20 protein-coding genes are annotated in these 25,546 nt (G+C 69.2%); 12 read left to right on the top strand and 8 right to left on the bottom strand.

Annotated features, from left to right (window positions below; all coding sequences use genetic code 11):
* Positions 1–18 precede the first annotated feature (18 nt).
* From MAA44156_RS23080 to MAA44156_RS23760, 5 genes are all read left to right on the top strand, one after another.
* The gene (locus MAA44156_RS23080; protein ID WP_009979967.1) at positions 19–528 is read left to right on the top strand and encodes a hypothetical protein; all 510 of its coding nucleotides are present in this window, start codon (positions 19–21) and stop codon (positions 526–528) included.
* A 46-nt stretch (positions 529–574) separates the two neighbouring features.
* Positions 575–2,542 (top strand): putative alpha/beta hydrolase, encoded by a 1,968-nt coding sequence (locus MAA44156_RS23075; RefSeq protein ID WP_009979966.1) that lies wholly within the window; start codon positions 575–577, stop codon positions 2,540–2,542.
* Between the two features lie 128 nt (positions 2,543–2,670).
* The gene (locus MAA44156_RS23070) at positions 2,671–3,000 is read left to right on the top strand and encodes a DUF2563 family protein (RefSeq protein WP_033716208.1); all 330 of its coding nucleotides are present in this window, start codon (positions 2,671–2,673) and stop codon (positions 2,998–3,000) included.
* Between the two features lie 213 nt (positions 3,001–3,213).
* Positions 3,214–3,870, top strand: a complete 657-nt coding sequence (locus MAA44156_RS23065) for a hypothetical protein (RefSeq protein WP_029248669.1) — start codon at positions 3,214–3,216, stop codon at positions 3,868–3,870.
* Between the two features lie 249 nt (positions 3,871–4,119).
* A complete protein-coding gene (locus MAA44156_RS23760) occupies positions 4,120–4,665 on the top strand; it encodes a hypothetical protein (RefSeq protein ID WP_023880700.1) in 546 nt (181 codons plus the stop codon).
* A 376-nt stretch (positions 4,666–5,041) separates the two neighbouring features.
* On the opposite strand, the gene MAA44156_RS23755 is transcribed toward MAA44156_RS23760, so the two are convergent.
* Positions 5,042–5,248: a hypothetical protein gene (locus MAA44156_RS23755; RefSeq protein WP_023880699.1), complete on the bottom strand. Its 207-nt coding sequence runs from the start codon at positions 5,246–5,248 to the stop codon at positions 5,042–5,044.
* A 48-nt stretch (positions 5,249–5,296) separates the two neighbouring features.
* Here MAA44156_RS23755 and MAA44156_RS23385 point away from each other — a divergent pair, with 48 nt between their 5' ends.
* From MAA44156_RS23385 to MAA44156_RS23030, 5 genes are all read left to right on the top strand, one after another.
* Positions 5,297–6,817 (top strand): DUF5631 domain-containing protein, encoded by a 1,521-nt coding sequence (locus MAA44156_RS23385; protein WP_332909157.1) that lies wholly within the window; start codon positions 5,297–5,299, stop codon positions 6,815–6,817.
* Positions 6,818–7,061: 244 nt separating this feature from the next.
* Positions 7,062–7,847 (top strand): hypothetical protein, encoded by a 786-nt coding sequence (locus tag MAA44156_RS23045; RefSeq protein WP_033721319.1) that lies wholly within the window; start codon positions 7,062–7,064, stop codon positions 7,845–7,847.
* A gap of 280 nt (positions 7,848–8,127) precedes the next feature.
* Positions 8,128–8,964, top strand: coding sequence for a transglycosylase SLT domain-containing protein (locus MAA44156_RS23040; protein WP_009979958.1), 837 nt, complete (start codon positions 8,128–8,130; stop codon positions 8,962–8,964).
* Between the two features lie 2 nt (positions 8,965–8,966).
* A complete protein-coding gene (gene eccB, locus MAA44156_RS23035) occupies positions 8,967–10,454 on the top strand; it encodes a type VII secretion protein EccB (RefSeq protein WP_009979957.1) in 1,488 nt (495 codons plus the stop codon).
* A gap of 3 nt (positions 10,455–10,457) precedes the next feature.
* A complete protein-coding gene (locus MAA44156_RS23030; protein WP_009979956.1) occupies positions 10,458–14,669 on the top strand; it encodes a type VII secretion protein EccC in 4,212 nt (1,403 codons plus the stop codon).
* On the opposite strand, the gene MAA44156_RS23025 is transcribed toward MAA44156_RS23030, so the two are convergent.
* Complete coding sequence (locus MAA44156_RS23025; protein WP_009979955.1) at positions 14,656–17,514, bottom strand: MMPL/RND family transporter; 2,859 nt, start codon at positions 17,512–17,514, stop codon at positions 14,656–14,658. The two genes, MAA44156_RS23030 and MAA44156_RS23025, sit on opposite strands and share 14 nt — an antisense overlap.
* On the bottom strand, positions 17,507–17,887 hold the full coding sequence (locus MAA44156_RS23020) for a hypothetical protein (protein ID WP_009979954.1): 381 nt from the start codon (positions 17,885–17,887) through the stop codon (positions 17,507–17,509). The genes MAA44156_RS23025 and MAA44156_RS23020 overlap by 8 nt, the downstream gene beginning before the upstream one ends.
* A gap of 132 nt (positions 17,888–18,019) precedes the next feature.
* Here MAA44156_RS23020 and MAA44156_RS23015 point away from each other — a divergent pair, with 132 nt between their 5' ends.
* Positions 18,020–19,240 carry a sensor histidine kinase gene (locus MAA44156_RS23015; RefSeq protein WP_009979953.1) on the top strand — a complete coding sequence of 407 codons (1,221 nt, stop codon included), beginning with the start codon at positions 18,020–18,022 and terminating at the stop codon, positions 19,238–19,240.
* The gene (locus tag MAA44156_RS23010) at positions 19,237–19,893 is read left to right on the top strand and encodes a response regulator transcription factor (protein WP_009979951.1); all 657 of its coding nucleotides are present in this window, start codon (positions 19,237–19,239) and stop codon (positions 19,891–19,893) included. Before MAA44156_RS23015 ends, MAA44156_RS23010 begins: the two co-directional genes overlap by 4 nt.
* 15 nt (positions 19,894–19,908) lie before the next feature.
* Here the strand turns inward: MAA44156_RS23010 and MAA44156_RS23005 are convergent, their stop codons facing one another.
* The 5 genes from MAA44156_RS23005 to MAA44156_RS22985 form a co-directional block, all read right to left on the bottom strand.
* On the bottom strand, positions 19,909–20,169 hold the full coding sequence (locus tag MAA44156_RS23005; RefSeq protein WP_003878281.1) for a hypothetical protein: 261 nt from the start codon (positions 20,167–20,169) through the stop codon (positions 19,909–19,911).
* Positions 20,170–20,353: 184 nt separating this feature from the next.
* Positions 20,354–21,700: an aromatic ring-hydroxylating oxygenase subunit alpha gene (locus MAA44156_RS23000; protein WP_009979950.1), complete on the bottom strand. Its 1,347-nt coding sequence runs from the start codon at positions 21,698–21,700 to the stop codon at positions 20,354–20,356.
* Positions 21,701–21,714: 14 nt separating this feature from the next.
* The gene (locus MAA44156_RS22995; RefSeq protein ID WP_009979949.1) at positions 21,715–23,481 is read right to left on the bottom strand and encodes an N-acyl-D-amino-acid deacylase family protein; all 1,767 of its coding nucleotides are present in this window, start codon (positions 23,479–23,481) and stop codon (positions 21,715–21,717) included.
* Between the two features lie 146 nt (positions 23,482–23,627).
* Complete coding sequence (locus tag MAA44156_RS22990) at positions 23,628–24,764, bottom strand: phosphotransferase (RefSeq protein ID WP_023880690.1); 1,137 nt, start codon at positions 24,762–24,764, stop codon at positions 23,628–23,630.
* A 102-nt stretch (positions 24,765–24,866) separates the two neighbouring features.
* On the bottom strand, positions 24,867–25,487 hold the full coding sequence (locus MAA44156_RS22985) for a TetR/AcrR family transcriptional regulator (protein ID WP_009979947.1): 621 nt from the start codon (positions 25,485–25,487) through the stop codon (positions 24,867–24,869).
* Positions 25,488–25,546: the final 59 nt, after the last annotated feature.

The raw sequence follows: 25,546 nt of genomic DNA, 5'->3' as shown, positions 1-25,546 counted from the left end.
CCGCGCGTCCGACAATTTGTGGACTATTGCTTGGCAGGCGACGGCGGCGCGGCCGCGATCTGGCACGGTCAACCCGACCTCGATCTTGACGGCGATGGCCGTTTCGAATCGATCGGGCTGGACTTCGACCACGACGGGCTGCGCGACGATGCACTGGCGGATCTGGACGGGGACGGCCTCGTCGATCACGCCGTGCTGGATCTCGACAACGACGGCACGCCCGAGGCCTATTTCACCGACGACGGTTCGGGAACGTGGGCGGTGGCCGTGGACCGCACCGGGCAGCTGCGTTGGTTCGGCCTCGACGGCGTCGAGCACACCGGCGGGCCCATGGTCGACTTCGACGGCCACGGCCGCCCCGACGCCCGCCTCATCGATACCGACGGCAACGGGCTGGCCGACCGGGTGCTGCGCACCGACGAGACCGGTGTGACCGGATACGTCGACACCGACGGTGACGGCAAGTGGAACGTCCGGCTGACCGATACCGACGGTGACGGTCTCGCCGACGGCGCCAGCGCGCTGTGAGTACGGGGTGGTGATCTGACGCGGCGTCGCGCCGGGGGTACGGCCGATGCAGCTGCGCCACTTGAGCATTCCGTTTCTGGTCGCCGAGGCCGGCGGTGATCCGTGGTCGATCGACTCGGGCCTGCAGGCTGGCCGTCCGGCGCAGATCGCCTCCCTGGCCCGGGCGTTTCATGACGCGGGGATGAGCACCGCGGAGGCCGACGTCGCGTTTGCGGCGGCCCGAGGTCGGTTCGAGGCGTCGTGGAATCACCGAAACGGCGCGCTGCCGATCAACGACTCCGCCGAGGTGCAGCGCGTCACCCGGGCGTTAGCAGTGGAGGGCCGGCAATTGCCGCGGATTGCAACCGATTTGGAGACCATCGCCGCGGTGCTGGCCGAATCGCAACGCACGTCCACGTGGTACATCGAAGCGCTGGAGTATGACCTCACGGCCATCGACGACGAGATCGGCCAGGCCCTCGAGGAGGCCGATCACTGCGCGGCCGAGGAGCTGCGCTACAGCGCCGTCACCGAAGCCAAGGCAATCACGTTGGTGCTCAAGCAGGTTCGGGAGAGTTATTCGCGGCTACTGCACAGCGCGTTGGCACGCCTGCAGGGCGATGGTGTCGACCCGGCGGACGTCAGGGGCGTCGACGAGTTGTCGATCCCGCCCGCCGACACCAGCCCTGAGCAGGTCAAGTGGTGGTGGGATTCGCTGAGTGACGCTCAGCAGCGTTTGTTGATCGATCAGCATCCGCAGGAGTTGGGCAATCTCAACGGTATTCCCGCCGAGGCGCGTGACTCGGTCAATCGGGCGACGATGACTGACGACCTGAGCAAGGTCGAAGCCGTCGCCCGGGTGCGGGGCGTATCGGTTGAGGCGCTGCGCGACAACGCGCTCCACAACCGGGATATCGACATGTTCAGCGACCCGGCGTCCTACGGGCTGTGCGCCACCGACATCGTCCGGTACCAGAACGCGGTGAAGACCAACGACTGCCTCAACAAAGCGTGCGACCCAGGGCTTCCGCTGATGCTGTGGGCCTACGACCCGCTGGCGTTCGCCGGCAAGGGCAGGGCGGGCATCGCCATCGGCAACCCGGACAAGTCCCGCAACACCGCGGTCGTCGTGCCGGGCACCAATAGCAGCGTGCGCGGCGGCTGGATGTCCGACGGAGCCGACGACGCCATCAACCTCTACACGCAAGCGCAGCGGGCCGACCCCCACCACGCCACCGCGGTGCTGGCCTGGATGGGTTATGACGCACCGGAATTCGACGATTCCCACTGGGAGCAGGCCGTGACCGACCCAGCGAAACTGGAACAGGTCGGCACGCCCTGGAGGGCGCGGCAGGCAGGTGTGCTGTTGGCCGGCGACGTCAATGGGCTGGCCGCCACACACGACGCGGGAAGCCGGGCTCATGTGACGGTCATCGGCCATTCCTACGGGTCGACGACGGTGGCCGACGCGTTCGCCAACAGCGGTATGCGCGCCAACGACGCGGTGCTAACCGGGTGCCCGGGCACGGATTTGGCGCACCGCGCCGCAGACTTTCACCTCGACGGCGGCAGGCTGTATGTGGGTGCGGCGTCAACCGATGCGATTAGCTGGATCGGCGAGTCGGGTAGCGGGCTGCCCAATGGGCTCAACGAGACGCTGGGCGGTCCGCTGGGTCCGCTGGCAGGGCTGGGCACCGACCCGGCGCATGCAGGTTTCGGGGCGGTGCGGTTCCGCGCCGAAGTTGCCGGTTCGCACAGCGTCATGCCGTGGTTCACGGACCACTCGCACTACTACGACGTGGGCAGCGAGGCGCTGCACAACATGACCGAGATCGTCACCGGCCGCGGCAACGAGTTGGCGGCCGAAGGCATGCTGGCGCCCGACCGAGACGCGGCGCGGGTGTCCATTCTCGGCTGGGTGCACACTCCGTTGGGGACGCTGTCGCTGCCGCGGGTGGAGATCCGGATGCCGGTGGTGGTCGATCCGGAATGGGAGCGGCCGGCACGCTCGGTCACCAATGGGCACGGGTTCTAGCGGCCGTTGGCCGTTGGGCGGGGTGTCTGGGCAGCGGCCGGCATTGGGGTGAATTGACCGCCCGCTGCGCCGCGTTTAGCCTGATCACAAGGCTTAATGCAAAGGTTCGACGCAGGGAAGGAGTGCTGATGTTCGTCGACACCGACCTTTTGCACTCCGGAGGAAACCAGTCCCATCGCGCGGGCGGTCACGCCCGGGATGGGGCCGATCAACTGGCGGGCGGGACCGTAGCGTCCGGGATGTTCGGTGACTTTGCCGCCGCCGACCCATTCCATAGCGCCGTCGCGGTCGCGCACGAACAACACGTCAACAACCTGCAGGCACACAGCGAGACGCTGACCGGTGTTGGCACCAAGGCGCACCACGCGGCCAACAGTTTCACCAACATGGATGAGCAGAACGCGACCGAAATGCGCGCGCTGCGACCCAGTTCCAGCCCGTCGCCATCGAACGCTTGAAAGTTGGTATGGAGGCCGATCCTTTATCGGATCGGCTCGACCATTGTGTCCCTGAGGCACTAAAAGCCTTATAACGCTTGCCTGTTCGTCGCACGTGCCATCCGGATCGGTGGGGCCCCATGCACCGTCAACCACTGACTGCGTTCTCGCCGCGAATCGGCGGCAGCGACGCTTTCGCGGCTGGTAGTTCGCCACCACCGGGAGTCGCGGTGATTGCTCGTTACGCCGTTAGCTGTTCAACTATTGGAGCCGAGTATTCGGGATACGGTCTCGAAGGGCGATTGCAGACACTTAGGAGGAAGCATGGTGGGGGATTTGCCGCCGGCCCCTGGGCAGGGGCCAATGACGGGGCCGCCGAATCCAACGCAGTGGGCGCCAGCTTTTCCTCCGCAGCCGCCGCGTTCGAGGACATGGCCGGCGGTCGCCTTGGCCGCGGTAGCTGTTCTGCTGGGCGGTGCGGCTCTGGTGGTCGCGTTGACACGGCCTACCGGTGGTTCGTCAACGGTTTCCTCGACCACCTCAACGACGCCCTCGTACACGGCAGAGCAGACGGCGGCTGCGCATCAGAAGTTGTGCGACACGTACAGATTGGCCGCTCGCGCCGTGCAAATTGAAACGAATGGCAAAAATTCGGACCGCGCGAACCTGGCGACGGTAAACGGAGCCGTGATGCTGGAAGAAGCAGTAAACGCAAATCCGGCAATTGCCCCCGGTGATCGCGCTGCTGCGCTTGCCCTGGCTGAGTCGTATAGCAATGTGGCAGCAACATCCAGCGTGGCGACGGGTAGCGATGATCCCGCCTGGCAATCTGCGCTGGACAATGCCAATAACAAGAACGCTGCAATGAAGACGGTCTGCGGAGGCAGCTGAGCAACCTTATAGGTAAACCCGCACGGCAGGTGTCCCAGCCCTTCGGAGATACGCCTTGGGCGCATATGAGCCACCCGCTGCTGCGAGGAACGCTTGACTGGCAGAGTGCGCAGGGTGGGGATATGGGTGGGAGTTGGGCTAGCACGGCACAGTACCGCACGGTGAATTGCTGTCGTCCCGCCGCCTGCCTCACTATTGAGAGGTAGCGGTGATGGCACGTCAGGCGCGTTCTGACTAGTAGGAGGGCACATGGTAGGCGACCTACCTGCTGGCGTTGGTGAGGGGCCAAGCGTCCATCCGCCCGTGGGTAGTCGGCCACCGTCCTATCCTTGGCAGCCGGCGCGACGCGCGCGGCCATGGCTGGCGATTGCCCTAGCCGTGACGGCCGCAGTCGCCGCTGGCGCACCGGCAATCGCTCTTATTCGCCCCGCCACAAGATTGGCCGTGGCGACCACATTGCCGAAATACACCCTCAGCGAAACTGCAGCTGCGCAAAAGCACCTATGCGACACCTATAGGTTAGTGGCGCAGGCAGTAGCGACCGACACTAATGCCAACGATCGTGCGCTAGCGCGGATCGCCGATACTAACGGGGCACTCCTGCTCAACATGCCTGCTGACAACTTGGCACTTGATGCCGATCGTCGCGATGCCGCGAAAGCATGGGCGGCAGCGTATGGAGCGGTCACTGCAAACAACAACAGTGCAGCCGCCAGCGATGCTGATTATCAGGCTGCGCTCGATGATGTGATCGCTAAGGATATTGCGATGAAAAAGGTATGCGGTGGGGCTTGACCTTCCGCCTGGGACCTGGACAGTGGCGCTTATTGGCCCTTGGTGGCCAGCACCGTCGACGGCTCTACGCGCTGGTGCTCAGCATTGGAGCGAATCATGCGTGGAGCAGCAGATTTATTCGCAGACCTTGCGTACTCAGTGGACGCTGTTTGCGGCCCACAATCAGGGGCACACAGCAGATGATCTGATCGATCGATTCCAGCAGGGTGAGAAGTTTCACCTAGATCTCGCTGAGAAATACCAGGCAAAGGCATCGGCATTCAATTCGGCTGCTGATGCCACCGATTATTTGCGGAGCCGGTTGTCGGAGATAGCCAGTACGGGCAACCGCGAGATCAACGAAATCCTGGCATCGAAGAAGCTGCCTCCTGAGAAGTTAGCGGAAATTCAAGCAGTCCAGATGCGCTGCAATGCCGACGCTGCAAACGCCAGTCGCGACGCGGTGGACAAGATGATGGCAGCGACCCAAAAAATCCTTGATGCTGACGGTGTCGGTGGCGACGCGCGGAGTTGGGCGCGCGCAAATGGTTTCAATACTCAGGACGCTCCTGCTCCGCAACAAATCACCGCCGAAGATCTCCATTTAGGCCAGGGCAAATCCTCTACCGGACCGGGAGTCGGTGGTGGTGGTATGCCGAGCGAGCCGCACTCCAGCGGAAGCGATCAAGCGCTCTCGAACGGAAGTCCAGGGGTCGGGGCTGCCGGCTTCCCCGGACGACCACACACGGACGCAGGCGTCGTGCCGCCGTCGGCGGGTGGGCCAGGAGTGGGTGGTGCGGGCCTGCCCGGCCCGACGGCACCAGCATCACCGGCGCCCGCTGGGGCCCCGTCGTTCTCCGCCGCCTCGGGAACTGTCCCGTCGGGCGTCCCTGGCGTACACGGCGCGCCTGCGGCGATGGCGCCGTCGGGGCTAGGCCTCGGCCAGGGCGGGCAGCCCAACCTGGCGCAATCGTTCGCCTCTGGGTTGGCGACCGGCCAGGCGACGGGGCCTGGCGGACAAGCCTTTTCGGCGAACGCGCTGCAAGCGATGGAGACGGGGGCGCCGCAAACCCCGGCGGGCACACCGCCGGTAGCGCCGACCGTCCCCAGCGCCGGCGCCTTCATCGCGGCAACGCCTCCCGTCGACGCGCCGCCGGCCGCCGCGTCGGCCCCGTCGGCCGCAGGCGGCGCCGCTCCGGTCGCACCGGCGGTCATGACGGGCGGCTCGTGGTCGTCCGCGGCGACCGGCGGGCCGTCGGTCCCCTCCGGATCTTTGCCCGCCTACGGTTCCGATCTACGCCCACCGGTCGTGGCGGCGCCATCGGTGCCGTCCGCCCCCACCGGCCCGGTCTCCGGCGCGCCGGTGGCCCCCTCGCCGGCATCGTCGCCATCGGCGGGCGGCACGCTGGTCTCCCCGGTGGAGCGCAGCGCCGCGTCGGCCGCGGCCGGCCAGGCCGGCGCGGGCTCCTCGACGCTGGCGAACGCATCGGCGGTATCGGCGACCGCGGGCGCGACCGCCGGCGCCGCATCCAGTCGGGCGGCCGAACAGCAGCGGCTGCAGCGACTCGTCGACGCGGTAGCCCGGCAGGAACCCCGCCTGTCCTGGGCGGCGGGGCTGCGCGACGACGGCACCACCACGCTTGTCACCGACCTAGCGAGTGGGTGGATTCCACCGCACCTCCGGCTGCCCGCCCACGTAACCTTGCTCGAGCCGGCCGCCCGCCGCCACGACGCCAACGTGGTGGACCTGCTCGGCGCGGTCACGGTCGCGGCCGCCCATCACGCCAATACCTATGTGGCCGAACCGGGTTCGGACGAGCCGACACTCAGCGGCGATCGGCCGGCCCGGTCGGCCGCACCGCAGATAGACGAGCTGGGCCCCACCCTGGTGGACGCCGTCCGCCGTCGCGACGGCCTGCCGCGCATCGCCCAGGCGGTCGCGGCACCGGCGGTGCGGAAGACGGGTGTGCTGGAAAGCGAAATCCGGATGCTGCGCGAATGCACCGCCGAAATTCAACACGCGGTATTAACGGCATATCCCCATCACGACCCTGCGGCCGTCGGAGACTGGATGCTTTTGGCGGCCATCCAGGCGTTGATCGACGGCCACGAGTACCTCGCGCACTATCACCTGGCCTGGTTCCAGGCAATCAACCACCGCGCCGGCTCGTAGCCCGCATTCCTCGGGTGAATACCGTTATCGGCGCGCTGTGACAAAATGGCGATACGAATGATCGCCAGCGCTTGGATAAGCGTCGAACGAGCGGGGTGGAGGTGAGGTCGTGGGTGGTCCCGGGGGAATTATCAAAAATGATCTGCCGACTACTACGGCGATAGTCGGGGGACCACCGGCGTCGATTCCGCGGCCGTTTCCGGTGCCGCCGGGCGGTACGTCACCCGCCGACGCCGGGCAGGGCATGGTCGGCGGGGCCGGCAACGCCAACGTCCCCAAGGACGCCGCCGACGCCGCCGCCGCCGACGCGGACCGCAAGGCCCGTGCCGCCGACGCCGCTGCGAAGTTCCCGGCCAACGAGGCCAACGGCTCGCAAGAGATGCAGATGCTGCAGCAGATGCTGTCCAGCGTCACCGGCGCCCTCGGCGGGGCGATGGGCGGCGTCATGGGACCGCTCACCCAGCTTCCCCAGCAGGCGATGCAGGCCGGCCAAAGCGCCCTGCAGCCGCTGATGAGCGCGGTTCAGGGCGCCCACGGCGCGGCGTCGCTGGCCGACAACGCGCATCTGGTCGACAGCGTCGGCGGCGCCGGATCCGGCCTGGGCGGCGGTGCGGGCGCGGGTGGCGGCGGCGCCGGCTTGGGCGGGGGCGGCACGGTTCCGACCAGCTCGCTGGGCCCGCCGCCGGTGCCGACGTCATCCCCGCCGACCACCCCGGCCGGCGCCAAAGCCGCGATGATGCCGCCGACCGGCGGGATGCCCGCCATGCCCGGACAAACCGGCATGACGGGCATGCCGATGATGCCCCCGGGCGCGATGGGCGCCGGCGGCGAAGGCGGCAACAAGGACAAGCCGGCCGAAAAGCGGGTCACCGCCCCGGGCGTGCCCAACGGCCAGCCGGTCAAGGGCCGCTTGACGATCCCGCCCAGCGCTCCGGGCAGCAAGCCCGGCGAGGCCAAGCCGACCGTGGTCACCAACCGGCCCAACCGCCGGATCGTGATCATGCCGTCCGACGACGAGCCCAAGGAATAGTCCACCCCGAAACCAGAGGTGAGTGGTCGGGTGGGTCCCACCGCAGTAGGGTCGCTACGTAATCGCGGCCGGCCGATCCCAACGATTCCCATGCGCGGGTCAGCCCGGATTGCCCGTTATTGACAGCAGAACTGTCGATACGTGCATGCTATTGGTAGGTCTGCGGCGTTCGCGGCCAGGAGGGTGTGGGAGTACTAGCTCGAGTGTCCGGTAAGGATGCGGCGCCGCCACGGCGCGCAGGTGGATCGGGGTGGGGAAGCCGGTGACCGATCCCCTGAGAATGCAAGCGGTCGCGGCGTTGTCGCGCGGCCACGAACTGTTCGCCGGCGCCCCTACCCGCGACCCCCTCGGTGCCCCGACGGTCCGGCCCCGCACCACGTCACCGTCCACGCTGCCGGCCGCCGTTGTCGCCCGGTCGGCTGCCTTGACGCAACGGCTGGCGCAGTCGGACGACGCCGACCGGGTGCTGCGGACCGTCCTGGCGGCGGCGCGGGCCGATCACGCGCACGGCCGGGCGGCGACGGGAACGGTGCTGGACGCCGCGCTGGCCGACGCGGCACCGGCCGCCGATACCCCGCTGGGCCGGCGCGAGGCCATGGCCCGCATGGCGGGGCGGCTGCGCACCCAGCACCGGCACATCAGCCGCTCGCGGCGGCGCGCGCGGCTGCTCGCGCTGCGGCTGCGACGCCTGTACTACCGCCACCGCCGTCCGGCCGCCGGGTCCGCCAACCAGCCGGGCGGACGCCCCGCGGTGCTGGCCGCCATCCGTAAAGCCTTGGATATCAAGGGCATTCACGACCCGGCGGCGCGGGCCCGCTGGGAGCGCGGCATGGACCTGGTCGCCCGTCGCGAATCGAACTACAACGCCGGCGCGGTCAACGACTGGGATGCCAACGCCGCGCGGGGCACCCCCAGCAAGGGCGCCTGGCAATTCATCGAACCCACCTTCGCCGCCTATCACCAGCGCGGCACCTCGCGCGACATCCACAACCTGGTCGCGCAGGCGTGCGCGTTCATCAACTATGCGATGGGCCGTTACGGGGTTGCCGCCGACGCGTCGAATCTCGCCGATCGGATTCAGCAGGCCGATCCTCGCCGATCACCCAAGGGGTACTGACGATGCCGCTGAGTTTGTCTAACCGCGACCAGAACTCCGGGCACCTGTTCTACAACCGGCGGCTGCGGGCGGCGACCACCCGCTTCTCGGTGCGCATGAAGCACGACGACCGCAAGCAGACCGCCGCGCTGGTGCTGTCCATGGTGCTGGTGGCCATCGCCTCCGGGTGGATGATGTTGCTGAACGTGCTGAAACCCACTGGCATCGTGGGTGATTCGACGATCATCGGGGACCGTGACTCCGGGGCGCTCTACGCGAAGATCGACGGGCGGCTCTACCCGGCGCTGAACCTGACCTCCGCGCGGCTGGCCACCGGGACGGCGAACCAGCCGACATGGGTGAAACCCGCTGAGATCGCGAAATATCCGACGGGCCCGCTAGTCGGCATCCCCGGGGCGCCGGCGGCGATGCCGGTGCACCGCGGCGCCATTTCGGCCTGGGCGGTGTGCGACACGGCGGGCCGCCCGCGCAGCCCGGAAAAGCCGGTGGTGACCTCGATCGCGGGTCCGCTCGAGGGATTCGACCGCGCGGCACCGCTGCGCGACGACGCCGGATTGCTGGTGACGTTCGAGGGCAACACCTACGTGATCTGGGGAGGCAAGCGCTCGCAGATCGACCCGGTCAACCGCGCGGTCACGCTGAGCCTGGGCCTGGACCCGGGAGTGACGCTGCCGGTGGAGATTTCGCGGGCGCTCTTTGACGCGCTGCCCGCGACCGAGCCGCTGGGTGTGCCCCCGGTGCCGCTGGCGGGCACCCCGTCGACGTGGGTGTCGGGTTCGCAGGTCGGTGCGGTGCTGCAAGCCCAGACCGCCAGCGGCGGCACCCAGTTCTACGTGTTGCTGCCCGACGGAGTGCAAAAGGTGACCAGCTTCGTCGCCGACCTGCTGCGCAGCGCCAACTCCTACGGGTCGACGGCGCCGCGGGTGGTCACCCCCGACGTGCTGGTCAACATTCCCGAGGTGACCTCGCTGGCGGTGGACTACTACCCGACCAAGCGGCTGAATTTCATTGACACCGCGGCTAATCCGACCACCTGCGTCGGGTGGGAGAAGGGCTCGACGGATCCGCAGGCGCGGGTCGTCGTGTACAACGGCCGCGGGCTGCCGACGCCGTCGTACCTGGACAACCGGATCGTGCATCTGGTGCGCGACGACCGCGACCCGGCCTCGGTGGTCGCCAACCAGGTGCTGGTGCTGCCGGGCGCGGCGAACTTCGTGACGTCGACCAGCGGCGTGGTCACCTCCGATTCCCGGGAATCGCTGTTCTGGGTGTCCGACAACGGCGTCCGGTTCGGGATCGCCAACGACGAATCGACATTGCGCGCCCTCGGGCTCGATCCGGGCTCGGCGGTGCAAGCGCCCTGGCCGCTGCTGCGAACCTTCGCCGCCGGCCCCGCGCTGTCAAGGGAGGCAGCGCTTTTGGCGCGCGACACGGTGCCCGCGCTGGGCAAGGTGGCTGTGGTGACCACATCGGCGAAGCCGGGAGGCTAGAGAATGTCCAAGAAAGCGTTCCCCATCAACCGCGTCAAGATCGAGCCACCGAAACCGGTTCGGGTGGCACCCGCCGCCCCCATCGCCCTGCCGGAACGCGAACCGCGCAACATCTGGGTGATGATCGGGGTGCCGGCCCTGATCGTCGCGCTGATCGGCACCATCGTCATGCTGTACGTCTCCGGCGTGCGCAGCCTGTCCACCGGTTTCTTCCCGTTGATGGGCATCGGCGCCTTCAGCATGCTCGCGTTCTCCGGTCGCTTCGGGCGGGCCCGCAAGATCACCTGGGGCGAAATGGAAAAGGGCCGCCGCCGCTATCTCCGGGACCTGGACAGCAACCGCGACGAAATCCAGAGCGCGGTGTGCGCGCAACGCGAATGGCAGAACTCGGTTCACTCCGACCCGCGCGGCCTGGGCGCCATCATCGGCGGCCCGCGCATGTGGGAACGCGGCCGGGGCGACGAGGACTTCCTGGAGGTGCGCCTGGGCACCGGCGTCCAGCATGCGCCGGACTCGGTGCTGTCGGTGACCTGGCCCGACATCGCCTCCGACGAGGAGCTCGAGCCGGTCACCGGGCAGGCCCTGCGCGATTTCATCTTGGAGCAGCGCAAGATTCGCGACATCGCCAAGGTGGTGAACCTGCGCTCGGCGCCCGGATTCAGCTTCGTCGGCGAGGACCTGGACCGGCTGCGGTCGCTGATGCGTTCGGTGCTGTGCTCGCTGGCGGTGTTCCACAACCCGCGCGACGTCAAGCTGCTGGTGGTGACCCGCAATCCCGAGGTGTGGTCGTGGATCGTGTGGCTGCCGCACAACCTGCACGACGAGCTGTTCGACGCCTGCGGGTGGCGGCGGCTGGTCTTCGCCACCCCGGAGGAACTCGAGGCCACCCTGGGCGCCGAGCTGCACATGAAAGGCAAACGCGGTCCCTGGACACCGCTGGCGGCGGCCAGCCCCACCGCCATGGGCTCGGCGCTGGAAACCGCCACCGACACCGTCGATCTCGGCCCGCACCTGGTGATCGTCGACGACAACACCGGCAGCCCCGATGCCTGGGAGAGCGTGGTCGGCCAGGTAGGCAAGGCGGGAATCACGCTGCTGCGCATCGCATCTCGGGTGGGTACCGGAGTCGGCTTCGCCAAGGACCAGGTGTTCGAGCTCAGCGAGCGGCACAGCTCACCCAACGGCTCGACCAACGGCGAAATCGCGTTGCGCCGCAACGGCTCGGACGCCGACGGCGAGGACGGCCGGCCGGCCCCGCTGCTGCGGGTGCGCAACAAGTTCTTCGCCCACGCCGACCAGCTGTCCATCCACCGCGCCTACCGGTACGCGCGGGCGATGGCGCGGTGGTCGCCGACCAGCCGCAGCGAGATCGACGACTCGGTCAGCGGCGCCACCGAACTGCTGCGGGCGCTGGGCATCAGCGACCCCCGGGAGTTGGACGTCGACCGGTTGTGGGCCGAGCGGCGGGGCCGCGGCGACGAACGCTGGTGCGAGGTCCCGGTGGGGGCGAAACCCAACGGCGAGCTGCAGAACATCATCATCCGGGCAAAAGACTTCGGCGGCTTCGGTTTCCACTCGGTGGTGATCGGCACCAGCGGCTCGGGCAAGTCGGAGTTCTTCCTGTCCCTGGTCTACGGCATCGCGCTGACGCACTCGCCGGAGACGTTCAACGTCATCTTCGTCGACATGAAGTTCGAGTCGGCGGCCCAGGACATCCTGGGCATCCCGCACGTCGTGGCCGCGCTGTCCAACCTGGGCAAGGACGAACGGCACCTGGCCGAGCGGATGCGCCGGGTCATCGACGGCGAGATCAAACAGCGGTACGAGCTGTTCACCTCGGTGGGTGCACGTGACGCCAACGACTACGAGGAGATCCGGCTCGCCGGGCGCGATCTGCCCCCGGTGCCGGTCCTGCTGGTGATCGTCGACGAGTACCTGGAACTGTTCGCCAACCACGAGAAGTGGATCAACCTCATCATCCACATCGGTCAGGAGGGCCGCGGCGCCAACGTCTTCTTCATGCTCGGAGGCCAGCGCCTGGACCTGTCCTCGCTGCAAAAGGTCAAGTCCAACATCGCATTCCGCATCGCGCTGCGCGCCGAATCCGGGGACGACAGCCGCGAGGTGATCGGCTCGGACGCCGCCTACCACCTGCCGTCGAAGGAGAACGGCTTCGGTCTGCTGAAGGTGGGGCCGCGCGACCTGGAGCCGTTCCGGTGCTTCTACCTGTCCGCGCCGTTCGTGGTTCCCAAGACCAAGGAGGTCGCCGCCACCGTCGACATGACGTTGACCAAGCCGTGGCTGTACAACTGGCAGTACCAGCCGCTGGACGCCGCCGATGCGACCGCGCTGGAGCAGGCCGCCGCCGTCGACGCCGAGCCGGACGAATTCCTTTACTACGAAGACGGTTTCAAGCGCAAGAAGATCGTGGACGTGCTGCGCGAGTCGCTGCAGAACGTGCCGCACCGCTCGCCGCGGCGGCCCTGGCTGGAGCCGCTGGAGGATTCCGAACCCATCGATGTCCTGGTCGCCGGGTACCGGGGCAAGCCCTGGCACGTCGACTATGGGCAGAACCCGGGCCTGATGTTCCCGGTCGGTGTCATGGACATCCCCGAGGAGTCCAAGCAGGTGGTCCACGCCGTCGACGCGCTGCGCAGCAACGTGATCGTGGTCGGCGCCAAGCAGCGCGGCAAGACCACCACGCTGATGACGCTGATGTGCTCGGCCGCAACGATGTACAGCCCGGCGCGGGTGACGTTCTTCTGCATCGGCGGGGCGACGCTGGCCCAGGCCGCCTCGCTGCCGCACGTCACCGACATCGTGTCCCCGAAGGACGCCGAGGGCATCGAGCGGATCTTGAGCAGCATGGACGCGCTGATCGACGCCCGCGAGAATTCGTTCCGGCAACTCAAGATCGACCTCGACGGGTTCCGGGAGCGCCGCTTCGGTCCGGGCAGTGACGGGCTGGGCGGCACCGACGCCAACGACCCGTTCGGGGATGTGTTCGTGGTGGTCGACGACTACGACGACCTGTACTCCAAGGACACCGTGCTGGGTGACCGCATCATCTCGTTGAGTAGCCGCGGCCCCGAGTACGGGGTCCACGTGATGTGCAGCGCGGGCGGTTGGATCCACGGGCAGCGGCAGAGCCTGCTGCAAAACGCCACGGCGCGAATCCAATTGCGGCTGGCCGATCCGAGCGAAAGCCAGATGGGGCACTCGTCGCTGGAGTCACGCGACGCGGCCCGGCGCACGCTGAACCGGCCCGGATTCGGGCTGACCGACAGCCTGCACGAGCTGCGGGTGGGGGTGCCGGCGCTGACCGACCCCGCGACCGGCCAGATGGTCAGCATCGTCGACGTGGGTGCCCGCATCGCCGACGTCGCGGGCGTCACCAAGCACGCCACCCTGCAGCGGCTGCCGCAGCGGGTGGAACTCAAGACGATCCTGGAGTACCAGGCCGCCCACCCGAGCGGGGACGATCTGTCGATCGCGTTCGCCATCGGCGAGCGGCACGAGCTGGGCCCGGTGCCCATCAACCTCCGGGAAAGCCCCGGGCTGATGATCCTGGGGCGCCAAGGCTGCGGAAAGACCTTGTCGCTGGTGGCAATCGGGGAAGCGATCATGAGCCGGTTCAGCCCCGAGGAAGCGCAGCTGACGCTGATCGACCCCAAGACCGCTCCGCACGGGCTGCGCGATCTGCACGGCCCGGGTTATGTGCGCGCCTACGCCTACGACCAGGACGAGATCGACGAGGTGATCACCGCACTGGCCCAACAGATCCTGCTGCCCCGGCTGCCGCCCAAGGGCCTGAGCCAGGAGGAGCTGCGCGCCCTCAAACCGTGGGAAGGCCCACGGCATTTCGTGCTCATCGACGACATCGGCGACCTGCGGCCCGATCAGAGCTACCCCCCCAAGCCGCCGGTGGGCGCGGCGTTGTGGAAGCTGATGGAGCGGGCCCGCCAGATCGGCCTGCACGTGTTCACCACCCGCAACAGCGCGAACTGGGCCACCCTGCAGATGGATCCGTGGATCAGGTTCCAGAACTCCGCGAAAGTCGCCCAGCTGTATATGGATAACGACCCGCAGAACCGGATCAACCGCAACGTCCGCGCCCAGGCGCTGCCGCCGGGACGTGGCCTGCTGCTCAGCGCCGACGGCGACGTCGAGGGCGTGCTGGTCGGGCTGCCGTCCACGGTCATCACACCGCAGTAGCGACGCTGAGCGGTTGCGGCTCAACCGTTTTCACGACGCGGGCGACGCCGCGGCGGGGCAGGGGACTGGGCCACCAGAACCAGCGGCCCAACAGCGCCACGATGGACGGCACGATGAACGCCCGCACCACCAGAGTGTCCAGCAGCAGACCGACGGCGATGGTGGTGCCGATCTGGGCGATGCTGAGCACGCTGCTGGTCAGCAGCGCCAGCATGGTCAGCCCGAAGATGATGCCGGCGACGGTGACCACCCCACCGGTGCCGCCGAAGGCGCGGATGATCCCGGTCCGAAGTCCCGCCGCCGCTTCCTGTTTGATGCGCAACGCCAGCAGCAGGTTGTAGTCCGCGCCGACGGCGATCAACGCGATGAACGCGATCGGGGCGACCGCCCAGTGCAGCTCCTGATGCAGCAGGTGCTGCCAGATCAGCACGCTGGCACCGATCGCCGAGGCGTATGACGTGACGACGGTCCCGACCACCACCAGGCCCGCCACGGGGCTGCGCAGCATCGCGGTGACGATCAGGAAGTTCAGCACCAGCGCGGCGCCCACCAGCAGCCGGGTGTCGTCGGCCACGAAGCGCTGCAGGTCGGCGGTGACCGGGCCGACCCCGGCGAGGTCGACCTCCACGGGGGTCAGGGTGCCTTCCTTGGTGGCCTCCTTGATGGCCGCGCGCACCTGCTCGGCCCGCCCGGCACCGTCGGCGCCCCACTCCGCGCCGTCGCCGTACACCAACAGGTAAGCGGCGCGGCCGTTTTGCGAGATCAGGTGGTTCAGCACGGCGGTGTAGCGCGGATCGGTGAGCGCGCGCTGCGGCAGGTAGAAATCCGCGGCGGCACTGCCCTGGAACTGGGTGCTGATCTCGTTGAGGTAGTCGGTCAGCTGGTGCATCTGCGGCCCCAGCGTGTCGGACAGTCCCAGCAGATCGCGCGTCGCCGAACGCGCCTGCACCAGGGCGCTTTTCATCGCGTCGACGTTCTGCGGCAGCCCGGCCATCGCGGTGGCGGCGGTGTTGGAGCCGGTGGTCAGTTTGGCGGCTCCGGAGCCGAGTTGCGCCGACGTCTGCACCAGGCTGTCGACCGGCGCCAGCACCCGGTCCACCGTCGAGCAGATCGGGTTGGCGGCGCAGTCGGGGGTCCGCCCGACGAAGTCGCGCAGCGGGTCGAGGTAGCCCGACACCGTGGTGACGTTGCGCTGCAGGCCGTCCATCCCGGCCCGCATGTCGTCGGCCGCGCCCGACATGTCGGCCAAACCCGCGCTGCCGCCGCGCAATCCGTTGCCGAGGCCATCCACCGCGTGCTGGGTCTGCGCCAGCGCGCCGTCCAGCTCGGAGACCCGCGCCAGGCGCTGGGTCAGCGAATCCACGGTGTCGCCGAACTGGCGGCCCAGCACCCCGGCCTGATAGCTCAACGTCGCCTGTTCGGGCACCTTGCCGTCCGGGCGGCTGGCGGATTGCACGGCACGCACGCCGGGAACGGCCATGATGTGCCGCGTGATCCGTTCGATGGCGATCAAGCCCGCCGGGTTGCGCAGGTCGTGGTCGGCCCGAATGGCGATGACGTCGGGCAGCAACGCGTTCTCCGGGAAATGCCGGCCGGCGCTTGCGTATCCGCGGTTGGAGTCGGTGGACGACGGCGTGGCGGCGGGCTCGTTGAAGCCGATCCGCATGCCGGCCAGCGGCAGGGCGACCAGCAGGGTCAACCCCAACGCGGCGACCAGGATCGGACCGGGCCAGCGCGCCACGGTGGTGCCCACCCGGCGCCAGCGCCGCGCGGTGCGCGACGGCCGCGGTTCCAGGTATCCGCGCCGCACCGCCAGGCTCATCAGCGCGGGAGTCAACGTCAGCGCCGCCACCATGGTGGCCAGAATGCCGATGGCACAAGGTAATCCGGCGCTGCGGAACGATCCCACGTGGGCGAAAACCAGGCAGGCCAATGCCACCGACACGGTCAGCGCCGACCCGATCACCACGGGCGCGATGGAACGGTAGGCCACGGTCAGCGCCTGGGCCGGCGCGACGCCGCCGCGACGCGCTTCGTGGTAGCGGCCCACCAGGAAGATCGCGTAATCGGTGCCGGCGCCCAGTGTCATGGCGGCCATCAGCGCAACCGAAAACAGCGACACCTCAACCACATTGGCCTGCCCGAGGGCGGCGACGACGGCGCGGGCCAGCGCGAGGGCGAGCCCCACCGAGATCAGCGGGATCGCCGCGGCGACCGGCGACCGGTACACCACCAGCAGCAACAGCAGGATCAGGCCGATGGTGGCGGCGGTGATCCCCAGCATCTGCCGGTCGATCGCGGAGAATTCGTCGACGATGGTGGCGCCGGGGCCCGTGACATGGACCTGCAGGCCGGCCGGCGGGCTGAGCTTCTGGGCGGTGGCGCGGACCGCGTTCACCGAATCGCGGGCCTGGGCGGTGCCGAGCATGCCGGCCAGCCGGACCATCACGCTGACGGCCTGGCCGTCGGTGCTCTGGGCGCCGGCCGCGGTGGCGGGCTGTGACCACAGGTCGGTCACCGCGTACACGTGCCGGTGGTCGGAGCCCAGCGCCGCCGTCAACGCGTCGTAGAACTGTCGATCGCCGGCGCCCAGCCGCTGATTGCGTTCCAGCACAACGTAAACGAAGTTGTTGCTCGGCGTCTGGTCGAACAACTGGGCGGCCCGGGCGGCGGCCACCGCGCTCGGGGCGCTGGGCGGCATGAAGGACCGGGCGTGGCTGTCGACCACCCGTTCCAGTTGCGGCACAGCCACATTGGCGACGGCCGCGGCCAGCACCCACAGCCCCACCACCAGCAGCGCGTACCGGCCGGTCAGCCGCCCGAGGATGCCCGGCCGGTCAGGCAACGGTCTGCCGATCGCCCGAGGGCCCGCCGAACAGGCTGACGGCGGCGTGCTCACCGCGCGCCATCGACCGCATCCGCAGTGAGCGACGCGCGCCGATGGTCACCAGCGCGTGCAGCCCGGGCGAGGCGGCCTCGAGATCGGCCCGCACCTGTTCGGCCGACGTGCCCTCGTGGGCCGCCTGGTCGAGCTTGGCCACCAGCGTGGTGATCCAGCGCTGGCCGAGCGACAACATCAATCCCTCTGCGTCGCCGAACAGCTCGGGCACCCTGGGGGAGTTGTCGATCAACGCGAGCGCCGCGGACGGGTCGGTCTCGGCGGTCTTGATCACTTCGGCCATGAAGGCCATCCGGTCGTGCAGCAGTGCCCATGTCATGACTCGACGCTAGGAAAGTGCAAGCCCTCGCGCGTCGTGCCGAAGTTCAGTCTTTGCCTCCTACCACGGGCGGAGCCGGGTGCCGACCGCGGGATGATGTGGCGGCCGGCGGGGCTCTTCTAGGATTGGACGATGTTGCGCGCCGCAATATGTCACCTGCGCGAACAGCTTCGCCGCCGCGGCGAGCTGATTCCCGTCGGTCTTACGTGGGCGTCGCTGATCGCCGTCGATGCGGCCCTGCTGCTCGGCGGCACCATCGGGACGCTGCAGCGGCCCGCCGCCGACCTGCCCGTGTCGCTGACCGCGTTCGCCATCGCGCTGTCGCCCACGGTGGCGTTTTTCGTCTTCAACATGAAAATGACCCCGGGGCCGTTGTGGGCGACCTGGACGGCGTCGACCGCGCTGACGCTGTTCGGCACGTCCACGCCCATTCGCGCCGATTTCGCGCCGGCCCTGTTGGTCCTGATGGTCCTCGTCGTCGCGACGCTGGCCTCGGTGGTGGGCGGCCTGCTGGCCGCCGCGTCGGCGGCCGCGCTGTTGCTCACCGCGGCCGCGCTGCACCGCCTCGACGCGATCGTGTTGTACCTGGGGTTCATCGTGGTGGCCTGGCTGCTGGGCTACTTGATGCGCACCCAACGGTTGCTGGTGCCCGAACAGATCGAGGCGCAGCAGATGCTGGCCGAGCACGCCGCCGCCGACGAGCGGCGGCGCATCGCCCGCGAGGTGCACGACGTCATCGCGCATTCGCTGAGCATCACGCTGTTGCACGTGACGGGGGCGCGGCGGGCGTTGCAGCAGGATCGCGACGTCGACGACGCGGTGGAGGCGCTCGAGCAGGCCGAACGGCTGGGCCGCCAGGCGATGGCCGACATCCGCCGCACCGTCGGGCTGCTGGACAACTGGCCCACCAAAGCCGCGCCGACCACCCCCGAACCCGGCCTCGACGACGTCGCGTCCCTGGTCGACGGCTTCCGCCGCGCCGGCCTGGCCGTCACGCTGTGCGTCGAGGGACCCACCGATCACGTCTCGCCGGCGGTGGGGCTGGCGCTGTACCGCATCACGCAGGAGTCGCTGGCCAACATCGCCAAGCATGCGCCCGAGTCGAAAGCCGGTGTGGTGCTTGATATTTCCCCGGCGTCGGCGCGGCTGGCGGTCACCAACATACTGCCGGCGGCGGTGGTGGCCGCGCGGTCGCCGGAGGGGCGCGGCGTGCGCGGCATGCGCCAGCGCGTCGAGCTGCTAGGCGGTGCCATCGACGTCGGCCCGACCCGGGACGGGTGGTCGGTGTGCGCCGAGATCCCGCTGCAGGAAAGCGACGGCTCCTGGCGACCGTGGTGGTGTGGTAAGGCGTGACCGACCCGGCCCCCGAGATCGCCGTGCTGCTCGTCGACGACCAGGACCTGGTGCGTTCCGGGCTGCGCCGGATCCTGCGCCGCAAGGACGGATTCGTCATCGTCGCCGAGTGCGCCGACGGCGACGAGGTGCCCGCCGCGGTCGCCGCGCACCGGCCCGACGTCGTCGTGATGGACCTGCGGATGCGCCGCGTCGACGGCATCGAGGCGACCCGCCGGCTGGGCGGCACACCACCGGTGCTCGCGCTGACCACCTTCAACGAGGACGAGCTGTTGTCCGCGGCGCTGCGCGCCGGCGCGGCGGGCTTCGTGCTCAAAGACTCCTCCGCCGAGGAACTGATCCGCGCGGTGCGGGCGGTCGCCCGGGGCGAGGGCTACCTCGACCCCGCGGTGACCTCGCGGGTGCTCACCACCTACCGCAAGGCCGCGCCCGGCCCGCGCGGCGCCGCGATCGCCGAACTGACCACCCGCGAGCTGGACGTGTTGACGTTGATCGGAAAAGGCTTGTCCAACAGCGAGATCGCCGACGAGCTGTGCATCTCCGGGGTCACCGTGAAAAGCCACATCGGCCGGATCTTCGGCAAACTCGATCTGCGCGACCGGGCCGCCGCGATCGTCTACGCCTACGACAACGGCATCGTCGCCCCGCGCTGACGAGCCACCGGGGGCCTACAGGGGCGCCGCCGGCTCCGCGAGATTGAGCAGCAGGTAGGCCATGCACATCAGGAAGTTGATCACCACCATGATCAGCCCGGCGAACATCAGCGAGCGGGCTCCGCGCTGCCTGAGCCGCCGGTACCGGGCGACCCGGGCCTCCCGGTTCAGCTGGATCGCGATCAACGCGAAATTCACGTTGATCACTTCATGAGCGGCAAGCGGCGCGCCCGCCAGCATTTCCCGCAGCCGCTCCGGCGCCGTCCGAACACCCACCCGTTCGAAACTGTGGCACAGTCGCCGCGCGCGCCGCCGGCGGAGCGTGTGATACCGCAGCCGTAGTTGCTGCGCAAGTTGCCCTCGATCGTCCCCCCAGGGGTAAGACGGGGTCATCACAAGCGGGATTCTAAATCGCCGGGGCCCGCTTTGGCGTTGTGTACACGGATTCTGCGGCCGGCGGTCACGTCCCGGCACCGCCGCTCATCCGCTGTGCGGCGGGTAGGTCCAGGTAGCGTTCCAGGTTGCGGTGCATGTTGATCACCCGCCGCTCCTCGCTGGACAGCACCAGATGCGTGAAGCCGGGCTGGTGCATGCCGCGCTGCAGGCCGGCGAGCACCGCGATGTCCTGGGTGAGCACCAGCCCGGGCTCGGCTTCCCCGGCGCTCATCCGGACATCGGTCGGCTTGGTGCGCGGCGCGCCCGGCGGCATCCGGGTGGTCAGGAACATCACCAGCTCGCCCTTGTCGGGCGCGGCGGCCGGGTCGGGCGCGGGCCGCGAGCACATGACGGTCAGGTGGTCGGCGTTGGTCAGAAACGTCATGTTGGGAAAGGCGTTGTACTGGTGCAGCCGGGTGATCCGATCAGTGTCGGCCCAGCCCAAATCGACGCCGCGGGTCGCGGCGAAGGCCCGGGTGCGGTCCGCGATCAGGTCGGCCACCGTCTGCCCAGGTCGGCGGTCGGCGGCGGGAAACGGCGTGCCCTCGGCTGCACCCATCAGCGCGCCCTGGGTGGAAACGTAAGCGTCCCAGACCTCTTCGTCGCTGAGCGCGCCCTCGAAACGTGGGCTCGGCACGCCGTAGGGCTGATCGGACTTTCCGGTATGCCGCCAAATCTGTTGCGGCGCATGGATATCGTCCACGCAGCGCAACAGCTCGGGATGCAACGTCTGGATGTGGTAGGTCTCGCTGTAGCCGTCGGCGATGGTCTTCCAGTTGGCGTCGACCTCGACGGTGAGCGTGGCGTAGCAACGGAATTCGTCGAGCCGGCACCAGGCGATGTCCTCGGGTATCGCCTCGAGGTATTCGGGCAGCGGCATCGCGTCGGGGTCCAGGTTGACGAAGACCAGGCCCGCCCAGGTGTCGACCCGGGCCGGGATCAGCGGATAGTCGGACAGCCGCAGCGAGCCGAAGCCCTTGCGGTCGGGCACCCGTTTGAGCGCGCCGGCCAGGTCCCAGGTCCAGCCGTGATAGCGGCATTTGAGCTCCCGCAGGCCCGAACCCGAGCCGCTGCACAACGAGTTGCCGCGGTGCCGGCACACGTTCTGGAACGCCCGCAGCGCGCCGTCGTCGCCGCGGACGATCAGCACACCGTATGGCCCGCAACGGTATTCGAAGTAGTCGCTGGGGGCCGCGACGTGATCGACCATGCAGGCCAGTTGCCACACCCGCGGCCACATCCGCTCCACCTCGAGCGCGGCGAAGGCGGGGGAGTAGTAGCGTTCGGCGGGCACCAGGGTCGGGCCCGGCGGCGGGGTGCCGATGGCATCCTCGTCGCGGGTGCGCGCCGGATTGCCGGCCGCCGCCGCCATCGCCGCGGCGCCCCTCAGCGCGCCCCGCGGACCAGGCGGCCGGGCCGGGCCCCGGTGTCGACGTCGTTGCGGCGGGTCACGGTCCCGCTGACGATGGTCGCCGCATAACCGCTGGCGCCCTGCAGGATCCGGTTGCCGCCGGCCGGCAGGTCGAAGGCCATCGCCGCGGGGTGCAGGCGCAGCGCGTCCATGTCGATCACGTTGATGTCGGCCTTCTTGCCGGGCTCGATCGTGCCGCGGTCGGTGAGCCCGAACAGGTGGGCGGTGTCGCGGGACTGCTTGCGGATCACGTACTCCAACGCCAGCTTGTCGCCGCGGCTGCGGTCGCGCGCCCAGTGGGTGAGCAGGAAGGTGGGATAGGAGGCGTCGCAGATCATGCCGCAGTGCGCGCCGCCGTCGGAGAGCCCCAGCACCCCGGCGGGATGCAGGAGCATCTCGCGGATGGCGTCGCAGTTGCCGTCGGCGTAGTTGAACAGCGGCAGCATCAGCATGTTGGTCGCGTCGGCCTCGAGCATCAGGTCGTACAGGGTCGCCAGCGGGTCCTCGCCGCGCGCCTCGGCGATGGCCGCGACGGTGCGGTCCGGGGTGGGCTCGTAGTCGGGCGGGTCGCCCAGCGCATAGAGGCGGTGCAGCGAGTGCTGCACCAGCGCGAACATCCCGTCGAACAGCAGGGTCGGGTCGACGGGCAGGTCGTCCTCGCCGAGGATCGCGGCCTTGACCGCGGGGTCGGCCAGGCGTTGCGCGAGCTCCTCGCGGCTGCACTCGGCGGCCAGCCGGCGGTAGGTGGGCCGGTGGCTGAAGCCGTGATGGCCCTGGAAGCCGATCATCATGCCGAACGGGCGCGCCGCGATCTGCGGGTACAGGCGGGCGCCGGCCGCGTGCGCATCGGCGGACAGGTCCAGCATCTCGCGCCACAGGTTCGGGTCGGCGTCCACCTGGATCAGCGCGAACGACACCGGCCGGTCGATCTCGCCGCTGAGCCGGCGCATCCAGTCCAGCTCCTTCTTGGGCCCGATGATGTCCTCGCCCGCGGCCCCCTGCGGGGCCAGCTCGAACACCGCCTGACCGCCGGCCGCCATGGCGCGGCCCAGACCGAACAGCTCCTCCTCGGCGGCGAACGTGCCGGGCACGGGCTCGCCGTCCATCGCGCGGTGGCCCATCGTGCGCGACGTGGAGAAGCCGAGCGCGCCGGCCTCGATCGCCTCGCGGACCAGCCGGCCCATCGCCTCGATGTCGTCGGGGGTGGCCGGCTCGTTGCGGGCGCCGCGCTCGCCCATCGCGTAGGCCCGGATGGCGCCGTGCGCGACCTGGCTGCCGACGTCGATGGCGAACTTCTGCTTGCCGATCGCGTCGAGGTATTCGGGGTAGGTCTCCCACCCCCAGGTGATGCCCTCGGTCAACGCGGTGCCGGGAATGTCCTCGACACCCTCCATCAGCTCGATCAGCCACTGCTCGGTGCCCGGCCGCACCGGGGCGAAGCCGACCCCGCAGTTGCCGGTGACCACGGTGGTGACGCCGTGACCGCTGGACGGCTCGAGCAGGCTGTCCCAGCTCACCTGGCCGTCGTAGTGGGTGTGGATGTCGACGAAGCCGGGAGCCACGATTTTCCCTGTGGCATCGATGGTTTCGGCGGCCTCGGCCGTCGCCAGGCCGCCGGCCTCGGAGCCGTCGGCGCGGACGACGTCGACGATCTTGCCGTCCCTGATGCCGACGTCGGCGCGATAGCGTTGCGCGCCCGTCCCGTCGACGACGGTTCCGCCGGTGATTTTCAGGTCGAACATGAGACTCCTCTTCGCCGCCGCGGGCTGTCTCGGAGGGCTGGGCGCCGCACGCGCCATATTTCGCTACGGTAGGTAGCGTAACTCGTGGCGCGGCGAAGGCAAGAGCTTCGGCGGAATTTCGGTGCCGCCGGGCGGGGCCGCCAGAGCTAGAGCGAACTCTTCAGGGCGGCGACGGTTTCCAGGTCCTCGAGCGCGGCGACGCCTCGCCGCAGCCCTTCCATGGCGATGTCCTCGACCTGCATGCCGCCCATGCCGGCGGTGATCAGCGGGGCGGCGTAGGCGTACAGCGCCGCCTGGCGAAACCGCAGCCACAGCTCGTCGCGGTCCAGCTGCGGGCCGCCGGCCGCGGCCAACGCGCGGCGGTAGTCGTCGAGCAGGTCGCGCTGGGTGGCCCGGCGATCCTCCGGCGTCAGGCTGGTGATCAGCGTGTAGGCCAGCTCCCGGGACGGATGCCCGCGCCGCACCGCCTGCCAGTCCAGCAGCCCGGCCTTGCCGCCGTGGAAGTACATGTTGCCCGGATGGGCGTCGCCGTGCATCACGGTGTGCGGGTCGGTGTCGATGAGGGCGGCGACGGCGCGGTAGTTGTCGGCGATGAAGACGCCGTCGCGCACCGGGATGCTGGTGCGCTCGGCCAGCCGCTTGATCGAGCTGTGCATCAGCGACCCGGTCAGCAGCGAGGTGACGTCGCCCGACGGCGTGTAGAGCCAGCCCAACGGGCCGCGGCCGTCGCGGGGCAGCCGGTTCCAGAAGGTGGCGTGCAGGTCGGCCAGCAGCTCGACGACGAGGCCGGCCTGGTCGGCGGACAGCGGGTGCAAGGTGTCCGGGAACTCGCACGCCTCGGCCGGCAGATCCTCCAGCACCAGCAGGTAGCGGCCCGTCCAGGCGTCGAACGCGGCGCCGTAGCAGTAGGGGACGCCGACCACCTGCGGCGCCAGCTGGCGGTAGAACCGCACCTCGGTGCAGCCGAGCCGGCCGAGCTCACCCATCAGGCGGGTGGCGGCGGTCTGGGCCGCGACCTTGACGAACACCGAGTCGGGGACGTCCTTGCCGGTCAGCACCAGCCGGGCCCGCGAGGACGTCCCGGCGTCGCGGCTGAGCACCCGCACCGTCCGCACCGTGGTGCCCATCACCCGGGACAGCACCGCCGGGTCGATCTCGTCGACCGTGCGCGGCAGGCCGAACCGGCCGCCCAGCACCGCGTCGACGGACACCCGGCCCGCGCCGCGACCCAGGTGAGCCGCCAGGCCCAGGAATGAGAAAGCTTGTCCCACAGGGTTTTTCATGTCCAACCATCCTGGTTCGCCGACCGGTTGCGGTGCTGCGTGCTGAACACCGGCGTCCGGGAGGAAAACCACTCGAACGTCTGGACATCAGACAATATACGATTATTGTCTGATCTGTGGCACCAAGGCCCGCACCACGAACTGCTCGACGAACCGGCGCTTGTCGGCGTGCGGCCGATATCGCCAGGAGGGCGCCAGCAGGAACAACGTCGCGGTGTGCAACCACTGCACGACGGACCGGAAATCGACGTCCGGGTAGAGCAGCCCCGCCGCCTTCCAGCGCTCCAGCAGCGGGCCGTAATGCCGCAACAGCAGCTCGACCAGTGGTTCGGAGCCCTTCTGCAGCGCGCTGGCCATCGCCGTGCTCTCGGCGGCGAACAACGCTTCGTTCAGCGGGTTGCCGTCCACCGATTCCACCCGCGCCAGCACCATCTGCGGCACCGAGCGAACGGGGTCCTCGGGGGCGGGCAGCGAGCGCACCGACTCCGCGAGGGCGTGGTCCACTCGGCGCAGCATCAGGCCCAGCAGCACGTCGTCGCGTCCGGGGAAGTAGCGGTAGACCGTCGACCGTGACACGCCCGCCTCGTCGGCGACCTCGCCCATCCGGAACTGGGTGTTGCCGCGCCGCACGATGCAGCGGCCGGCGGCCTCCAGGATCCGTCTGCGGGCCTCCTCGTCGTCGAGGATCGCGCGGTCGTCGCCCCACCGCCGGCTCGGTTCCATGGCGGCGATGTTACGGGATGCGTTGTGCGGCTTGACTATCGGATCCGCAGCAGCGTGGA

The sequence above is a fragment of the Mycobacterium avium subsp. avium genome, from assembly GCF_009741445.1.
GTDB classification, from domain to species: Bacteria; Actinomycetota; Actinomycetes; order Mycobacteriales; family Mycobacteriaceae; genus Mycobacterium; species Mycobacterium avium.
Note: the sequence above shows the minus strand (reverse complement) of the source record. Positions and strands in the feature narration are given on the sequence as shown.

Excerpts from the sequence above, each read along its gene's own strand:
- MAA44156_RS23075 (WP_009979966.1), top strand. The coding sequence starts at position 575 with ATGCAGCTGCGCCACTTGAGCATTCCGTTTCTGGTCGCCGAGGCCGGC.
- MAA44156_RS23070 (WP_033716208.1), top strand. The coding sequence starts at position 2,671 with ATGTTCGTCGACACCGACCTTTTGCACTCCGGAGGAAACCAGTCCCAT.
- MAA44156_RS23760 (WP_023880700.1), top strand. The coding sequence starts at position 4,120 with ATGGTAGGCGACCTACCTGCTGGCGTTGGTGAGGGGCCAAGCGTCCAT.
- MAA44156_RS23755 (WP_023880699.1), bottom strand. The coding sequence starts at position 5,248 with ATGGAGATCTTCGGCGGTGATTTGTTGCGGAGCAGGAGCGTCCTGAGT.
- MAA44156_RS23385 (WP_332909157.1), top strand. The coding sequence starts at position 5,297 with ATGCCGAGCGAGCCGCACTCCAGCGGAAGCGATCAAGCGCTCTCGAAC.
- MAA44156_RS23045 (WP_033721319.1), top strand. The coding sequence starts at position 7,062 with ATGGTCGGCGGGGCCGGCAACGCCAACGTCCCCAAGGACGCCGCCGAC.
- MAA44156_RS23040 (WP_009979958.1), top strand. The coding sequence starts at position 8,128 with ATGCAAGCGGTCGCGGCGTTGTCGCGCGGCCACGAACTGTTCGCCGGC.
- eccB (WP_009979957.1), top strand. The coding sequence starts at position 8,967 with ATGCCGCTGAGTTTGTCTAACCGCGACCAGAACTCCGGGCACCTGTTC.
- MAA44156_RS23030 (WP_009979956.1), top strand. The coding sequence starts at position 10,458 with ATGTCCAAGAAAGCGTTCCCCATCAACCGCGTCAAGATCGAGCCACCG.
- MAA44156_RS23020 (WP_009979954.1), bottom strand. The coding sequence starts at position 17,887 with ATGACATGGGCACTGCTGCACGACCGGATGGCCTTCATGGCCGAAGTG.
- MAA44156_RS23015 (WP_009979953.1), top strand. The coding sequence starts at position 18,020 with ATGTTGCGCGCCGCAATATGTCACCTGCGCGAACAGCTTCGCCGCCGC.
- MAA44156_RS23000 (WP_009979950.1), bottom strand. The coding sequence starts at position 21,700 with ATGGCGGCGGCGGCCGGCAATCCGGCGCGCACCCGCGACGAGGATGCC.
- MAA44156_RS22995 (WP_009979949.1), bottom strand. The coding sequence starts at position 23,481 with ATGTTCGACCTGAAAATCACCGGCGGAACCGTCGTCGACGGGACGGGC.
- MAA44156_RS22990 (WP_023880690.1), bottom strand. The coding sequence starts at position 24,764 with ATGAAAAACCCTGTGGGACAAGCTTTCTCATTCCTGGGCCTGGCGGCT.
- MAA44156_RS22985 (WP_009979947.1), bottom strand. The coding sequence starts at position 25,487 with ATGGAACCGAGCCGGCGGTGGGGCGACGACCGCGCGATCCTCGACGAC.